Genomic DNA, 16371 nt, shown 5'->3' with positions numbered 1-16371 from the left:
GCCGATCCGGTCATTCCCGGCGTCATTCCAGATAGAAGGGCGCGGTCGGCACCATCCCGGCGGGCTGGTTGCCGGGTGGCCCGGCCAGCTTGTCGACACCGATCGGTCCGGCCGTCGACAGCACCTCCCACGCCTTGTCCTCGGCGGTGTACGAGATCGCAAGGGAGAACGCCCGCCCGGTCAGCGGGCTCGCGTCCTTCGGGTTGGCCGGGTAGACGCTCAGCGCGGTCACCGGCTTGTCGCCGAGGTCGGACAGCCGGGGCGACTGCAGCGCGCCGTCGATCGACACGTCCACGATCGTCACCCGGAGATCCTTGGAACGCAGGCCGGCCACGGTCAGCCAGCCCTCGCTGTTGAAGGCGACAGCGGTCACCGACGACAGGTCGGCCGGCCGGATCTGCTGCGGTGTGCCCAGCGCCGGGGTGTCCCCGCTGGTGCTGAGCGACGCGCGGTACAGCTTGCCGTCGACCACCAGGGCCATCCGGCGGCCGTCCGGCGCCACCGCGACCGAAGTGATCTTGGTGCCGGGTCCGGTCCAGGGGATCTGCTGCGCGGCGCCCTTGCCGCTCGGGAACGAGTACAGGTGGCCGTTCGCGGCGATCAGCCCGATCGCGTCGTCCGCCGCGTCCCCGGTGATCGCCCAGGTCGGCGGGCCGAGCGAGCCGGACAGGCCGGTGATCGGCTGCAGCGGGACCTGCTGGCCGAGCGGGCCGCCGGCCACCCGCAGCGCCTGGTTCTTGCCGTCCTTGACGACCACGGCGGCGAACGCGTACTGCGCCGAGGTGCTGATCCCGGCGGACTGGATGTCCTTGTTCTCGTCCGGGTCCAGCACCGGCACGGCCTCGACCGACTTGGGCGTACCGGTGATCCGGCGGATCTTGCCGCCGTAGATCACGAAGCGTTCCGGATCGGCGACCAGCCGGTCCGCGGGGTTGCTCGACAGGTAGTCGTTGCCGGAATACGCCTGGGAGTCCTGGTGGCCGATCTTCAGGTCCAGCTCGCCGGGCAGCAGCGGCCGCAACGACCACTGCAGCTGCCGGCGCAGCCGGTCCAGGGCCAGCGCGGCGTCGGTGGACGGCAGCGGCCCGCTCAGGTTGACCTGGAGCCGGTTCTCGCTGACCGCCGGCACCTTGCCGTTCAGCGCGGTGCCCTCGGGCAGGTCGGAGACCGACAGCCAGGGCGCCGGGCCGTTCAGCAGCCAGGTCAGGATCGCGTTCGGCCGCTGCTCGGGCGGCACCGCCTTCGGCATGTACCGCACGTCCGGCACCAGCGCCGTGTAGTCGGTGTTCCAGAAGTAGATGGCCTGCTGCTCGTAGAAGCGGTCCAGTGCGGCATCGCTGATCAACAGGGCCGGCGGCGCCTCGGTGATGAAGTAGCCGTCCTTGCCGGGCATCGTGCCGACCCGGATCTCGTAGGTGTCCCGGCGGATCTCGGTGGCCGGCTCCAGCAGGCCGAACTTGTCCAGCGTGCCGACCTGCTCGTAGGTCAGACCGACGACGTCCTGCCCCGGGGTGTTCAGCGGGGTCTCCACCAGGCGGATCACCCGCAGCGCGGTCCCGGTGGGCTTGAACGCGCGGGCCGCCTCGGGAGTCATGAACTTGCGGGCCCGGGCCAGCGCGGACTCCGGATCCCCGGCCGCGGCCTTCAGATAGTTCTCGACGAACAGCGCCCGGTCGTTGAGGACGTCCTCCCGGCTGACCTCGCCCGGTGCGCGGTCGTCACCGGAACTTATCCCGGTCGACGGGCCGGGCCCGACGTCCTTCACCCCGGTGGCGTCCGGTATCCCGCAGCCCGCGGTCAGCAACGCCACCAGCGCGACGACGGCCGGCAGTGTGATCGGGCCGGTGGTCCGTAGGCGCATCAGCTCACCTCCGCAGTACGGTCCCGGGGGATCAGCGGCAGCGGAGCGGCGACCAGCCGGTCACCGGCCCGGACCGGCAGGGTGAGGCGGAACTGGGCACCCTCCCCGGGCGCGCCCCACGCTTCCAGCCAGCCACCGTGCAGCCGGGCGTCCTCCGCGCTGATCGACAGGCCCAGGCCGGTGCCGCCGGTCTGCCGGGCCCGGGACGGGTCTGCCCGCCAGAACCGGTTGAAGACCAGGCGTTCCTCGCCGGGCTTGAGGCCGATGCCGTGGTCCCGCACGGTGATCGCGACCGCGGCGTCGTCAGTGGTCATGGTGATCTGCACCGGCTTGGCCTCGCCGTGCTCGACCGCGTTGCCGACCAGGTTGCGCAGCACCCGCTCGACCCGGCGCGGATCCACCTCGGCGATCACCGGCGAGTCCGGCAGGCGCAGCTCGAGCGTGACGCCGACCCGCTCGGCCAGCCCGGTGAGCCGCTCGGCGACCCGCTGCACGATCGGGACCAGGTCGGTGTGCTCGGAGTCCAGCGCGGCGAACCCGGCGTCGAACCGGCTGATCTCCAGCAGGTCGGTGAGCAGGTCCTCGAACCGGTCCAGCTCGGCCTGCAGCAGCTCGGCGCTGCGCGCCACCGCCGGGTCGAAGTCCTCGCGCTCCGAGAAGATCAGGTCGGCGGCCATCCGGACCGTGGTCAGCGGGGTGCGCAGCTCGTGCGAGACGTCCGAGGTGAACCGCCGCTGCAGCCGGGACATCTCCTCCAGCCGGACGATCTGCCGCTGCAGGTTCGCCGCCATCTGGTTGAACGCCGCGGCGAGCAGGGCCAGGTCGTCCTCGCCCTCCACCTTCATCCGCTGGTCCAGCAGACCGGCCGAGAGCCGCTGGGCGGTCCGCGCGGCCACCCGGACCGGGGTGACCACCAGCCGGGTGACCAGCCCGGCCACCACGCCGAGCAGGATCACCAGGGCCGAGCCGGTGATCAGCACGGTGGTCCGGATCTGGTTGGCCGCGCTGACCTCGGTGGTCAGCGGAACCATGTAGTAGAGCTCGACGTGCCCGAACTTGGACGGCACCGGCGAGCCGTAGACCAGGTATTTCGCCGTGGTGCCACCGATGTCGGCGGTCCGGATCTGCTGGGCCACCCGCGCGTTGTCGGCGACCTCGTGGATCAGCTCCGGGGTGATCAGCTGCCGGGTGTCGACAGCGGGCACGGTCTGCGGGGCGAGCTCGGGGTACTGCGCGGCGTAGTGCTCGGCGCGCATCGACACCAGGGTGCCGCCGTCGCCGGCCTGGTCACCGTCGTAGAGCTCGTTGATGGTCTCGCTGATCGTGCCGGGCAGCTGCGGGTCGTACGCCTGCGGGTACAGCGTGAGCTGCTGCGACGCCCAGACCACCTTGCGTTCCAGGGACGCCGCGACCTCGGCCTCCGCGCGGTTCAGCAGGATGTCGGCGCTGCGCCAGGCGATGAACCAGCCGAACGTGCCGACCAGCAGGCTGGACGCGATGAGGGTCAGCGTCACCACCCGGACCTGCAGCGAGCGGCGCCAGGAGCGGCGCACCGGCGAGGTGTGTTTCCCCAACCGGAACGCGACCACGCGCCAGTAGCGCCGCACCACCCGCAGGGCGCGGCGCACGGGCAGGGGAAGCCAAGCCGGAGCACGCATAACGCGGCAACATTAGCCGCTGGCGGCGACTAGCCGGTGCCCGCCTTGTAGCCGACACCACGAACCGTCAGGATGATCTCCGGTCGCTCCGGGTCCGGCTCGATCTTCGCGCGCAGTCGCTGGACGTGCACGTTGACCAGCCGGGTGTCCGCGGCGTGCCGGTAACCCCAGACCTGCTCGAGCAGAACCTCGCGGGTGAACACCTGGCGCGGCTTGCGGGCCAGGGCCACCAGCAGGTCGAACTCCAGCGGCGTGAGCTTGACCTCTTCGCCGTCCCGGGACACGGTGTGCGCCGGCACGTCGATGTTGATCTGGTTGCCGGGCGGCCCGATGGTGAGCGTCTCCGGCGCGGCGTCCTCGCCCCGGCGCAGGCGGGCCCGCATCCGGGCGACCAGCTCCTTGGGCTTGAACGGCTTGACCACGTAGTCGTCGGCGCCGGACTCCAGGCCCAGCACCACGTCGACGGTGTCGCTCTTCGCGGTGAGCATGACGATCGGAATCCCCGACTCGGCGCGAATCGCGCGCGCGACGTCGATGCCGCTCATCCCTGGGAGCATCAGATCCAGCAGGACGATGTCCGGGCGGCTCTCCCGGAAAGCGGCGAGCGCGCGTTCGCCGTCCGCGACGAACGAGGGCAGGAATCCCTCACTGCGCAGGACGATGCCGAGCATCTCGGCCAACGCGGGATCGTCGTCGACGACCAGTACCCGGGCTCTCATGCGGTCCAATATTGCACTGTCCTCCCGGCCCCCGCGCCACCCGGGGGGCGATCTTGCCCGGCAGCCTACGCGAAAAGGCACTCCACCCAGAAGGTGTCACGACCGGAAAACCCTCGGTGAGGACATGAAAACGGGCGGTCCCGGTCCGGGACCGCCCGTGGCGCGCACATGCGACAACCCGGTGTTACGCGCTGGGCAGGTCGAACTCTCCTGCTCGAACTCCGGCGATGAATCCGGTCCAGTCCCGCGTGTCGAAGCTGAGCACGGGTCCGGTGGCGTCCTTCGAGTCGCGCACCAGCACCGCTGCCGGCGCGTTGGCGACCTCGACACAATGCCCAGCAGCGCCACTCCGGCTGCTCTTACGCCAAGTGATCGTGGCGTCCTGCATGGTTTCTCCTTCCAATGGAATTCGCATCACCATTGGACCCCACAGCAGAGGCTCACCGAGCCAATCGATCCCTCGTCTCAGCGATGACCGTTCGGCTCGCTTCTTTCGACAAAGCGCGTTCCCGCAGGTCATCGAAGGCGTCTTGGTATACCTCGAGCTCCTCCGGCTTCACTCGGAAGTGACCACCGGTCAGCCCTTCCGAGTGGACCACCGGGTTCCGGGTACCCTCCGCGAACTCCAGCACCAGAAACGATTCAGTCAGACCGGCGTGCGCCCCCGCCGCGAACGGCAGGATCAGCACTTCCACGCCCGGCAGCTCGGCGCCGTCGAGCAGCCGCTCCAGCTGCCGGATCAGCACCTGCCGGCCACCCACCTCGCGCAACAGGACGCCCTGGTCCAGGACGATGTCCAGGCGGGGCTCCGGGTCCTTGAGGAAGAACCGCTCCCGGCGCCCGGTCCGCACGCTGAGCCGCCGCTGGATGACGTCGCGGTCGCCGATGTCCGCTCCGGTCTCGATCACCGCACGGGCGTACTCGTCGGTCTGCAGCAGACCCGGCATCACCTGGGCCTCCCACTCGGAGATCAGGGTGGCGTCCGCCTCCAGCGCCAGGTATTCGTCGTAGGGGTCCGGCACGGATGACCGGTAAGGGGCCCACCAGGCCCGGGCCCGGCCCTGGTGGGCCAGGTCGCGCAGGCGGCCGCGTTCCTCGACGCGGACCCCGTACAGGGTGAGCAGGCGGTCCAGGTCCGCCTCGGTGATCCCGGTGTGCGCCGTCTCGATCCGGCTCAGCTTCGACTCGGACCAGCCCAGTGCGGTGGCCACATCCACCGCACGGCGCTCGCCACGGAGCCGGCGCAATTCGCCGCCGAGTTCCCGGCGTGCTGTCGATGTCGGCCTCGCCACGGAGCCACCATATCGGCGTATCAATGGCCGATTGCAACTTGCAACGCGGATCGGTAAGGAAAGCACTCGACTTGTCCGTTCCGGCTCTTCCGCAGCCACACGTGTTTCCGCGGTGACGACCGTCCTCGTTCCGAGGTGACGGGCGCCGCCTTTCCGCAATATCGGTGCAGGTGGGGGGCTCGCGGGCGGTCGTCGGGCGCGACTTCTGACCGAATGTCGCCGGGGGCGGCGAGGGTCGGTCGCGGGATGATCCAGTGTCGGAGTAGTCACACGTATAGGTGACCGCCCGACTCCGCCGGGTCACCGCCCCGAAAGCCGACTCCGGCGGGCGGGTGGCGAGGTTGATCCGGTAGGCCCGGTTCATGGCGGTTCTGGAACCGGGCGGCGGTCCGGGGCCACGATCGCGGTCTCGCGGCGGGTCCGCGGTGTGGTCGCGGTCACTGCCCCGGCGCCGGGAGTTTCCGGAGGCTCCGGGAAAGGGCGGCGAGGCCGCCAGGAATCAATTCACAACCAACCGCTTCGGTACGGGTGGGCAGCCCGGTAGTCACGTTTCGGGATTGGCCGGCGGTGACGGTGGGGCGCGGATTCTCGGCGGCTATCGAACCCATCCGCCGAGCCCGATGCAATCCCGGCCGAAATGGCGACGACACCGATCCATCGAACAGCGAGCGACCTGGTTGCGGCACGGATCAGCAGGAGCGGCATGGGCGTTCGCGGGAGTCGAGCGAAGGCCGGCGCGGGGTGGCGCGGCCCGGCGTCGCACGGCGCGGCGTCGCACGGCGGCGTGGCGTGGCGTCGCGTCGTGCGGCGCGGCGGGGCGGGGTGGCGTCGTGCGGCGCGTCCTCGTTGCGCGGCTCGGCTCGGCTCGAACTGGGCGCGGATAGCGAACGGGGCGACAGGCCTAAGCCCGCCGCCCCGTTCATCCCCCCGGTTTGGTACCGCGCGCGTCCGTGGGACCCCCCGATCACCAATGACGCTGCGTGGTTATAGATTCACACTCCGCACATCCCATGTCAAGGCATTTCACGAAATTTCGGGCACTTTGCGTTCACCTTGGTGTCACTGAGCGTCCAGAACCCTCCCGAACACCACCCAGCCCACCCCATCGCGCCGCCGCGGTGGGCACTTCCGGTGCGCAGCCCACCACAACTTCACACACACGGCCGCGGCAGACACTGCTGGGGACTTTCGGCGCGCACCGCACCACAACTTCACACACACGGCCGCAGCACACACTGCGTGGGGACTTTCGGCGCGCACCGCACCACAACTTCACACACACGGCCGCGGCAGAGACTGCGTGGGGACTTTCGGTGCGGAGCGGACCGCAACTTCACACACGGCCCGGCGGGGGCTGCGTGGGGGCTTTTGGTGGGGAGCGGGCGGCGACTTCACACGCACGCGGCGGGGGGAGGCGCGGGCCGGCCGGGTTGGGACGGTCCGCGCCTCGGTGGAGTGGTCAGTCGGGGACTGCGGCGATGAACAGGGTGCCCAGTCCCGCGGCGGTCAGCGGGCCGCCAGCGGCCGGGGCGTAGGCCGCCGTCCCCGGAGACAGGGTCACCGGGATGCCGTGCTCCTCGCCGATGTGAACGTCTCCGGACACGCCCAGGATGATCCGGGGGCCGGTGCCGGGGAGTTTCACCGGCGGGCGGCTCGAGGTGAGCTCCACCCGGTACATCTCGAAGTCCCGGACCGGCACCCGCCACGACGTCACGCCCGGCGCGACCTCGGCGCCGTGCAGCAGCGGGTCTTCCAGCGTCTCGAAGCGCAGCACCTTGAGCAGCTCGTCGACGTCGACCCGTTTCGGGGTGAGCCCGCCGCGCAGCACGTTGTCGCTGGCCGCCATCAACTCGACGCCCAGGCCGTGCAGGTAGGCGTGCAGGTTGCCGGCCGGCATCCAGATCGCCTCGCCGGGGGCCAGGTGCACCAGGTTCAGCAGCAGTGCGACCAGCACACCGGGGTCGCCGGGGTAGTGACCGGCCAGGTCGATCGCGAGCCGGAAGGACTCCTCGTGCTGGTGGCCGACCGGGATCGCGGCGGCCGCGGCCGTCACGGCGTCGATCAGCGGGGTGCGGTCGTCGGCCGGCCAGGTGAGCAGCAGCCGGACCGCTTCGGAGAGGTCGCCGGAGCGCAGCACGGTGATCACCGGGGCGAGCTGCGGCAGGTTCAGCTCCGTGAGCACCAGGGCGGAGACCTCGGCCGGGCGGAAACCGCAGAGCGCGTCGAACGGGGTCAGCGCGACAAGCATCTCGGGCTTGTGGTTGGCGTCCGTGTAGTTCTTCGGCAGCGACGGGTCGGCGACCTGGCGGGCGAACGCCTCACCGGCGTACTTCAGGTCGGGGTGCGCCTGCAGGGAGAGCGGGGCGCCGGCGGCCAGGACCTTCATCAGGTACGGCAGGCGGTCGCCGAAACGTTCCGCGACACCGGCGCCGAGCTGAGCGGCCGGGTCGCCGTCGATCAGAGTGGTCAGGGTGACCGGGCCGTCCGGGCCCGGCACAGTGGACGGGTCACCCGGATGCGCGCCGAGCCACAGTTCCGCCTCCGGCCCCTCGGCGGGGGTGGGGCGGCCCTGCAGCTCGGCGATCGCGGTCCGGGATCCCCAGGCGTACGGGCGGATCACTCCGGTCAGCGGGTACACGGTCATACCCGGCAAATTAGCAGCTGGTCAGGTGGTGGCGGGTGGCGCTGCGGTTACCGCTTCGTCCGACGTCCGCTGGGTGCGGAAGATGTCCGGTTCGATGTAGATCACCCGGGCGATCGGGACCGCCTCGCGGATCCTCGACTCGGTCTCGTCGATGTGCCGGGCCACCTCTTCGGCGTTCTCCGACCGCGGCACCGCGATCTTCACGGCGACGAGCAGCTCCTCCGGGCCGAGGTGCAGCGTCTTCATGTGGATGATCCGCTCGATGCCGTCGCCGGCGAGCACGGCCCGCTCGATCTGGGTGACGGTCTCCGGGTTGGCGCCCTCACCGAGCAGCAGGCTCTTGGTCTCCACCGCGAGGATGGCCGCGATCGCCACCAGCAGGACACCGATCGCACCGGTGCCGATGCCGTCCCAGACACCGTTGCCGGTGATCAGGGTCATCCCGACGCCGAACAGCGCGAGCACCAGGCCGACGAGCGCGCCGGCGTCCTCCAGCAGCACCACCGGCAGCTCCGGCGCCTTCGCCCGGCGCACGAAGTCCACCCACGAGGTGGTGCCCCGGGTGTGGTTGGACTCCTTGATCGCGGTCCGGAACGAGTAGGACTCCAGGGCGATCGCCACCACCAGGACGACGACCGGCACCCATTTCCACTCGGTGATCGGCTCGCGGTGCTGGATCTTGTGGTACGCCTCGTAGAGCGCGAACAGGCCACCCACGCTGAACAGCACGATCGAGACGATGAACGCGTAGATGTAGCGCTCCCGCCCGTACCCGAAAGGGTGTTCCGGGGTGGCTTTTTTCTTTGCCTGTTTGCCGCCGACCAGGAGCAGTAGCTGGTTGCCGGAGTCGGCCACCGAGTGGATCGCCTCGGCCAGCATCGACGACGAACCGGTCAGGAACCAGGCACCGAACTTGGTGGCCGCGATACCGAGGTTGGCACTCAGGGCCGCGATGATCGCCTTGGTGCCGCCCTCAGCGCTCACTGAAGTCCTTCAGGCATCGGGTTCGACAGCTCCTTCATCTCGCTGATCGCCGGAACGGCCATCGGGTCCAGCCCGTGCGCCAGGGCGAGGTACAGCGACGCGAAGTCGGGCACCGCGACGAGCGAGGCGAGCCGTTCCAGCGCCGAGCCGCCCTCGGCGGTGAGCACGTCGCAGCGTACGCCACGGCGATCGGCGAGCGTCTGGATGGCGTCCGCCCGGCGCTCCTCGACGGCGACCGGCTCGTCGGCGTCGTCCTCCGGGTTGAGCCCGCCGTCCCGGAGCACCACGAGGCGCAGCCGGGTCACGTTCTCCTCTTCCTCGTCCGGGTCGGCGAAGATGTCCCGCGTCGACTCGGCGAGCCCGCCGAACACACCGTCCAGCAGGCCCACCCGGCCGCGGCCGGCCTCGCCCAGCGCGCCGGCCATCACGGGATACCGCGCGTTCGCGGCCAGGGTGTCGGCGAACCGCCGGGCCGCGACGGTGGCCAGCGGGGACGAACCCCAGATGACCGGGACCGAGCCGGCCAGGCCGAGGGCGAGAGCCTTGGCCGGGTTGACGAACGAGTCGGCGTCCGGCCGGCAGCGCTCGGCGTCGGCGTCGAGGCGGGTCGCGGTCTCGGCGATGTCCGCCTCGGTGACCTTGACCAGGCCCAGCGCGCGGCCGGCCAGCAGCACCGGGACGGCCAGGCCCCAGAGCGTGGCGCGGGCCGGCGCGCGACGGGGCACACCGATGAACGGGGCCCGGGCGCGCTCGGCGATCGCCTGCAGCTCGGAGTCGGGGTTGCCGATGGCGACCAGGCGGGCGCCACGACGCGACGCCGCCTCGGCCGCGGCCAGCGCCTCGGGGCTGCGCCCGGAGGCGGAGACCGCGATCACCACGTCGGCGGCGCCGACCCAGCCGGGCACGCCGGCACTGCGGTGCCCGATGATCGGAACCGGGCAGCGCGGGCCGGCGACGGTGGACAGGATGCTGCCGGTCAGGCCGGCCGTGCCGATGCCGGCGACGACGACCGCGCGCGGCCGCCCCTCGTCGATCAGCATGGTCAGGTCGACCTCGGCGGCCAGTGCCGCCGACTCGCGGACCTGGGCGCCGGCCGACGCGGTGGCCCGGAGCATGCCGCCCGGGTCGTTGCCGAGCATCGTCTTCTCGTTGTTGAGCAACGTCTCGTCGGCGACGCGGTGGCCGTTGACGCCGGCCCGGCCCTCAAGTGGGTTGACCATCAGTGCTCCCCCTCCACAGCGGTGCCCGCCGAACCCGGAAGCCGGGCCTCGTCGAGGAGGAGGATCGGGATGTCATCCCGGATCTCGAAGATCCGGCCGCACTCCGTGCACGTCAGCGTCTGACCACCGGTGTCGTACTCGAGAGGAGCGTGATGGGTGTCCGGGCAGGCCAGGATGTCCAGCAACTGCGGATCGAGCGCCACCGATCTACTCCTTTACGCGGCGGAAAGCGTGTGTCCCCGCGATCCTATCCGCGAACGATGGCGAGCACGTCGTCCCTGAGCGACGCCATCCGCGCGGCGTCCTGCGCTTCGACGTTCAGGCGCAGCAGCGGCTCGGTGTTCGAGGCGCGCAGGTTGAACCACGCACCGTCGCCGACCTGGAAGGTAAACCCGTCGAGGGTGTCCACATCGGCGTCCGGGAACGCGGCGCGGACCTCTTCGATCTTGGCGGGAACGTCGGCCACCGTGGAATTGATCTCACCTGACGCCGAATACCGCTCGTACTCCGCGGCGAACTCGGACAGCGGCAGATCCTGCCCGCCGAGCGCGGCCAGCACGTGCATCCCGGCGAGCATGCCGGTGTCGGCGAACCAGAAGTCCCGGAAGTAGTAGTGCGCCGAGTGCTCGCCGCCGAAGACCGCGTTCGTCTCGGCCATCTCGGCCTTGATGAACGAGTGGCCGACCCGGCTGCGCACCGGCTTGCCGCCGAGCTCGTGGATGATCTCCGGCACCGCGGCCGAGGTGATCAGGTTGTGGATGATCACGCTGCCCGGGAACTTGGCCAGCTCACGCGCGGCCACCAGCGCGGTGATCGCGGACGGCGAGACCGGGTCGCCGTTCTCGTCGATCACGAAGCAGCGGTCCGCGTCGCCGTCGAACGCCAGGCCGATGTCGGCGCCCTGCTCGCGCACCGCGTTCTGCAGGTCGACCAGGTTCTTCGGGTCCAGCGGGTTGGCCTCGTGGTTCGGGAACGAACCGTCCAACTCGAAGAAGAGCGGCGCGATGGTCAGCGGCAGCGCGGGCAGCACCTGGTCGCCGAGCACGGCCGGCACGGTGTACCCGCCCATCCCGTTGCCGGCGTCCACGATCACCTTGAGCGGGCGGATGCCGCTGAGGTCGACGAGCGAGCGCAGGTGTTCGGCGTACGCGCCGAGCAGGTTGCGCTCCTCGACCCGGGACGGGCCGTCGGCCTCCGCGTTCAGGTCGCCGAGCAGCTTCTGGGCCCGCTGCCGGACCACGGCCAGGCCGCTGTCCTGGCCGACCGGGCGCGCGCCCGAGCGGCACAGCTTGATCCCGTTGTACTGCGCGGGGTTGTGGCTCGCGGTGAACATCGCGCCGGGCAGGTTCAGCGACCCGGACGCGTAGTACAGCTGGTCGGTCGAGCCCAGCCCGATGTTGATCACACCGGCGCCGGCCGCGTTGACGCCCTGTGCGAACGCGGCGGCCAGACCCGGACCGGACTCGCGCATGTCGTGCGCGATCACGATCTGGTCGGGTTGGTCACCGGATTCCCGCAGCATCTCGACGAACGCCGTACCGATCGCCCGGGCCACCGGCTCGTTGAACTGGTCCGGGACAACGCCCCGGACGTCGTACGCCTTGATGATCTGGGACAGATCCAGCACTGCTCACTCCTTCGAAAGCCCTGTTGGGGGGAGGGTATCGGAGCACCGGCCACGAAAAGGTTTTATCCCCGCGACCGGGCCGTTAACTGAGAAGATCACGACAAACACGGTCAGCTGCGCGGGTGGTCTCGGGCAGCCGGTACCTCGCGGCCAGCCGCAGGGTGAGCGCGCACGCGGTGTCCAGGTCGATCCGGTGCCCGACCGAGACGAAGACCGGCTTCACCCCGGTCTGGGTACGCAGCACCGCGCCGACCGTCTCACCGTCGTCCACCAGCGCCGATCGACTCCCCCGGCCCTCACCGACCGGTTCCCAGGCGCCGATCAGCCGGGTCTTGCCGACCCCGAACGACGGCAGGTCGGTGAGCACGCCCAGGTGCGCGGCGAGGCCGAACCGGCGCGGGTGGGCCAGTCCGTGACCGTCGCAGATCAGCACGTCCGGGCGTACGGTCAGCTTCTCCAGCGCCGCCATCAGGGCGGGGACTTCGCGGAAAGCGAACAGACCCGGCACGTACGGGAAGGCCGGGCGGCCGCGGATCACCGCGGTGTCGCGTACCGAAAGATCTTCGGTGTTCAGCACGACGACGGCCGCGCCCAGCCGGTCACCGGAGTCGTCGTAGGCGACGTCCAGGCCGGCCACGGTGGCCGGGGACGCCGGACCGGGCGCGGTGACGACGCGGCCGCGCAGGAGGTCCTGCGCGGCGAGGGCTTCTTCTTCGGTACGGGGCCAGGGCTGCACGGGCCAGATCGTAGGGACTGTTGTCTCTTGTCGTGACGCGCGTCACGATGGGGGTCTGGAGGTGCTGCCGGTGAACCCCTGGCTTGCCCTGACCCCCGGTGACGACCCGGCCGAACGGATCCGGCAGGTCGGCCGTGCCCACGAACGGTTCGTGTCGCAGAACGAACGACCGCACCAGATGCGCTCGGTGGTGGCCGATTCCTGGGCCCGCTCGGCGGCCTTCATCGGTGCGGACAGCACCCCGCCCATCGACCTGTGCGACAACGAGCTGGAGGCGTACCGGGCGGCTCATCCGCTGTCCCGGGTGATGCCGATCTTCCGGGACCTGCTGGGCGGCCTGGCCGATGACGGCGATCACATCCTGGCGGTCTGCGACGCGCACGGCCGGCTGCTCTGGGTCGAGGGTGACTCCGGCATGCTGTCCGGCGCCGCCTCGATGAACTTCGTGCCCGGCGCCCGCTGGGACGAGGCGCACGCCGGCACCAACGCCCCGGGCACCGCGCTCGCCGTCGACCACGCGCTGCAGATCTTCGCGACCGAGCACTTCAGCCGGCCGGTGCAGCGCTGGACGTGCACCGCCGCGCCGATCCACGACCCGGGCACCGGGCTGCTGCTCGGCGCGATCGACGTGACCGGCGGCGACCACCTGGCCAACCCGCACAGCCTGGCGCTGGTCCGGGCCACCGCGCTGGCCGCCGAGGCGTACCTCCGCGGTCTGACCCCGGTCCGGGACCGGCCGTCGGTCGCGGCACTCGGCCGGGACGAGGCCCTCCTCGCGTCCGGGACGGCCCGGACCAGGCTCGGCCGGCGGCACTCCGAGCTGCTGGTCCTGCTCACCACGCACCCGGAGGGGCGGACCGGCGACCAGCTGGCCGTCGACCTCTACGGCGACGACGTGAACCCGGTGACGGTGCGCGCCGAGCTGTCCCGGCTGCGCCGGATCCTCGGGCCGGAGCTGCTCGACTCGCGGCCCTACCGGCTGCGCGCCCAGCCGGCCACCGACTTCGGCACGGTGACCGACCTGCTGGGCCGCGGGCAGACCGCCGACGCGCTGGCCGCCTACCCGGGGCCGCTGCTGCCCGGCTCGGACGCGCCCGGGATCGTCCGGCTGCGCCGCATGATCGACAGCCGGCTGCGCGCCGCGATCCTGGCCGCCGGCGACCGGCGGCTGCTGCAGAGGTGGCTGGAGAGCCCGTGGGGAGCCGACGACCTGGAGCTCTGGGAGACGTACGCGTCGCTCGCGCCGGCCGACCGGGCCGCCGCGCGCCGGACCGCCGAGCTGACCCGCGAGTACGCGTGCAACGTTCCTGCAACGTATCCGTAACTAGCGTCCGGTCCCGAAGAGGGAGGCGAGACCGTGACCATCTACACCCCGCCCGGTTCCGAGGGCGCCATCGTGAGCTACCAGTCCCGCTACGACCACTACATCGGCGGCGAGTACGTCCCGCCGGTCAAGGGCCAGTACTTCGAGAACCCGTCCCCGGTCACCGGCCAGTCGTTCTGTGAGATCGCCCGGGGCACCGCGGAGGACGTGGAGAGGGCCCTGGACGCGGCGCACGGCGCGGCCGGCGCGTGGGGCCGCACCTCGCCGGCCGAGCGGGCCAACGTCCTCAACCGGATCGCCGACCGGATGGAACAGAACCTGGAGAAGCTGGCCGTCGCCGAGGCCTGGGAGAACGGTAAGCCGGTCCGGGAGACCCTGGCCGCCGACATCCCGCTCGCGATCGACCACTTCCGCTACTTCGCCGGCTGCATCCGGGCGCAGGAGGGCAGCGCCGGCCAGATCGACGACGACACCGTGGCGTACCACTTCCACGAGCCGCTCGGCGTGGTCGCGCAGATCATCCCGTGGAACTTCCCGATCCTGATGGCGGTCTGGAAGCTGGCGCCCGCGCTGGCGGCCGGCAACGCCGTGGTGCTCAAGCCGGCCGAGCAGACCCCGGCCTCGATCCACTACCTGATCTCGCTGATCGGCGACCTGCTCCCGGCCGGCGTGCTGAACATCGTCAACGGCTTCGGCGTGGAGGCCGGCAAGCCACTGGCCTCGTCGAACCGGGTGGCCAAGGTCGCCTTCACCGGCGAGACCACCACCGGGCGCCTGATCATGCAGTACGCCTCGGAGAACCTGATCCCGGTCACCCTGGAGCTCGGCGGCAAGAGCCCGAACATCTTCTTCGACGACGTGAGCAGCGCCGACGACGACTTCCTGGACAAGGCCCTGGAAGGCTTCTCGATGTTCGCGCTGAACCAGGGCGAGGTCTGCACCTGCCCGTCCCGGGCGCTGATCCAGCAGAGTCACTACAGCGACTTCCTGGCCGCCGGCGTCAAGCGGGTGGAGAACCTCAAGCAGGGCAACCCGCTGGACACCGACACCCAGGTCGGCGCGCAGGCGTCCAACGACCAGCTCGAGAAGATCCTGTCGTACCTCGACACCGGCCGGCAGGAGGGCGCCCGGGCGCTGACCGGCGGCGGGCGCGCGGAGCTCGGCGGCGACCTGGCCGGCGGGTACTACGTCCAGCCGACGATCTTCGAGGGCCGCAACTCGATGCGGATCTTCCAGGAGGAGATCTTCGGGCCGGTGGTGTCGGTCACCCCGTTCGCGGACTTCGACGACGCCATCAAGATCGCCAACGACACCCTGTACGGCCTGGGCGCCGGGGTGTGGACGCGGGACATCAACCGGGCCTACCGGGCCGGGCGGGCGATCCAGGCCGGCCGGGTGTGGACCAACTGCTACCACCTCTACCCGGCACACGCCGCGTTCGGCGGTTACAAGCAGTCCGGTATCGGCCGGGAGAACCACCGGATGATGCTCGACCACTACCAGCAGACCAAGAACCTTCTGGTCAGCTACTCACCCAAGGCCATGGGCTTCTTCTAGAGATGGCCACTCGCGTCGAGGTGACTCCCGCGGCCGCCGGCATGATGCGGCAGCTGCGGGAGCAACACGGTCCGCTGATGTTCCACCAGTCCGGCGGGTGCTGCGACGGCAGCTCGCCGATGTGTTACCTGGAGGGCGAGTTCCGTACCGGCAACTCGGACGTCCTGCTGGAATCTCTGGCGATCGAGGGGGTGCCGGAGCCGATCACGTTCTGGATGTCGGCCGCGCAGTTCACGCTCTGGAAGCACACCCACCTCACGGTGGACGTGGTCCCCGGGCGGGGCGCCGGCTTCTCGCTGGAGGCGCCCGAGGGGGTCCGCTTCCTGATCCGGTCCCGCCTGCTCACCGAGGCGGAGCTGGCCGAGCTGGGATAGGAATTTTCGCGTTCTTCGAGGCCGGGTCGCGTCGCGACCCGGCCTTCACCCGTGTGCCATCCGTGTGACGGCGTCCACTGGCGGGTGAGGGACGGTGTCCGCCGGCGGCCGGAGGATCGATACTCGGGAGAGAGGACGGATCGACCAAGATCAACCTATTTGCATGACAAATCCGGCTATTGACATCAATGCCCCTCAATTACGGGCGTGCTCGAGCGCTGGACACGGTGCGCAAGGATACGACGTCGAAGGCTCATGAGTTCGCATATCAGTGCGAAAGATGCGTACCGAACTTGGCGCTCCGCCGGTTCGCGAGGCATCCTCGTCAGTCCGCCGATGATCTGGGGAGGTAATCGATGCGGCTGTCCCACACCA

General features: G+C 70.6%; 14 protein-coding genes. 3 read left to right on the top strand and 11 right to left on the bottom strand.

Features of this window, described 5'->3' with window-relative positions; translation table 11 throughout:
- Positions 1-22: 22 nt before the first annotated feature.
- From ADL15_RS12925 to nfi, 11 genes are all read right to left on the bottom strand, one after another.
- Positions 23-1861 carry an LpqB family beta-propeller domain-containing protein gene (locus tag ADL15_RS12925; protein WP_067688942.1) on the bottom strand — a complete coding sequence of 613 codons (1839 nt, stop codon included), beginning with the start codon at positions 1859-1861 and terminating at the stop codon, positions 23-25.
- Positions 1861-3519: an MtrAB system histidine kinase MtrB gene (gene mtrB, locus ADL15_RS12920; RefSeq protein ID WP_083971192.1), complete on the bottom strand. Its 1659-nt coding sequence runs from the start codon at positions 3517-3519 to the stop codon at positions 1861-1863. The genes ADL15_RS12925 and mtrB overlap by 1 nt, the downstream gene beginning before the upstream one ends.
- A gap of 29 nt (positions 3520-3548) precedes the next feature.
- On the bottom strand, positions 3549-4238 hold the full coding sequence (gene mtrA / locus ADL15_RS12915; protein ID WP_067688939.1) for an MtrAB system response regulator MtrA: 690 nt from the start codon (positions 4236-4238) through the stop codon (positions 3549-3551).
- 184 nt (positions 4239-4422) lie between these two features.
- The gene (locus ADL15_RS12910) at positions 4423-4626 is read right to left on the bottom strand and encodes a DUF397 domain-containing protein (protein WP_067689107.1); all 204 of its coding nucleotides are present in this window, start codon (positions 4624-4626) and stop codon (positions 4423-4425) included.
- Between the two features lie 52 nt (positions 4627-4678).
- Positions 4679-5530 carry a helix-turn-helix domain-containing protein gene (locus tag ADL15_RS12905; protein ID WP_067688935.1) on the bottom strand — a complete coding sequence of 284 codons (852 nt, stop codon included), beginning with the start codon at positions 5528-5530 and terminating at the stop codon, positions 4679-4681.
- A 1459-nt stretch (positions 5531-6989) separates the two neighbouring features.
- Complete coding sequence (manA, locus tag ADL15_RS12900) at positions 6990-8168, bottom strand: mannose-6-phosphate isomerase, class I (protein ID WP_157441343.1); 1179 nt, start codon at positions 8166-8168, stop codon at positions 6990-6992.
- A 27-nt stretch (positions 8169-8195) separates the two neighbouring features.
- Positions 8196-9158: a cation diffusion facilitator family transporter gene (locus ADL15_RS12895; RefSeq protein ID WP_067688928.1), complete on the bottom strand. Its 963-nt coding sequence runs from the start codon at positions 9156-9158 to the stop codon at positions 8196-8198.
- Entirely contained in the window at positions 9155-10378 is a 1224-nt protein-coding gene (locus tag ADL15_RS12890; RefSeq protein WP_067688925.1) for an SIS domain-containing protein, read from the bottom strand. The genes ADL15_RS12895 and ADL15_RS12890 overlap by 4 nt, the downstream gene beginning before the upstream one ends.
- Positions 10378-10581: a Trm112 family protein gene (locus ADL15_RS12885; protein WP_067688922.1), complete on the bottom strand. Its 204-nt coding sequence runs from the start codon at positions 10579-10581 to the stop codon at positions 10378-10380. The genes ADL15_RS12890 and ADL15_RS12885 overlap by 1 nt, the downstream gene beginning before the upstream one ends.
- Before the next feature lie 44 nt (positions 10582-10625).
- Positions 10626-12005: a phosphomannomutase/phosphoglucomutase gene (locus tag ADL15_RS12880; protein ID WP_067688920.1), complete on the bottom strand. Its 1380-nt coding sequence runs from the start codon at positions 12003-12005 to the stop codon at positions 10626-10628.
- Between the two features lie 82 nt (positions 12006-12087).
- A complete protein-coding gene (nfi, locus tag ADL15_RS12875; protein ID WP_067688917.1) occupies positions 12088-12741 on the bottom strand; it encodes a deoxyribonuclease V in 654 nt (217 codons plus the stop codon).
- 70 nt (positions 12742-12811) lie between these two features.
- Between nfi and ADL15_RS12870 the strand changes: the two genes are divergently transcribed.
- Genes ADL15_RS12870 through ADL15_RS12860 form a run of 3 tightly spaced genes read left to right on the top strand, consistent with a single transcriptional unit; the run spans position 12812 to position 15996 of the window.
- Positions 12812-14065 (top strand): sigma-54-dependent transcriptional regulator family protein, encoded by a 1254-nt coding sequence (locus ADL15_RS12870; RefSeq protein ID WP_157441338.1) that lies wholly within the window; start codon positions 12812-12814, stop codon positions 14063-14065.
- A gap of 33 nt (positions 14066-14098) precedes the next feature.
- Positions 14099-15622 carry an aldehyde dehydrogenase gene (gene adh, locus ADL15_RS12865; protein WP_067688914.1) on the top strand — a complete coding sequence of 508 codons (1524 nt, stop codon included), beginning with the start codon at positions 14099-14101 and terminating at the stop codon, positions 15620-15622.
- A gap of 2 nt (positions 15623-15624) precedes the next feature.
- Positions 15625-15996 (top strand): DUF779 domain-containing protein, encoded by a 372-nt coding sequence (locus tag ADL15_RS12860; RefSeq protein ID WP_067688911.1) that lies wholly within the window; start codon positions 15625-15627, stop codon positions 15994-15996.
- Positions 15997-16371: the final 375 nt, after the last annotated feature.

This window comes from Actinoplanes awajinensis subsp. mycoplanecinus (assembly GCF_001509495.1).
In the GTDB taxonomy this organism is placed as follows: domain Bacteria; phylum Actinomycetota; class Actinomycetes; order Mycobacteriales; family Micromonosporaceae; genus Actinoplanes; species Actinoplanes palleronii.
The sequence above is the reverse complement of the archived record's forward strand: the minus strand, read 5'-3'. Positions and strand labels throughout refer to the sequence as shown.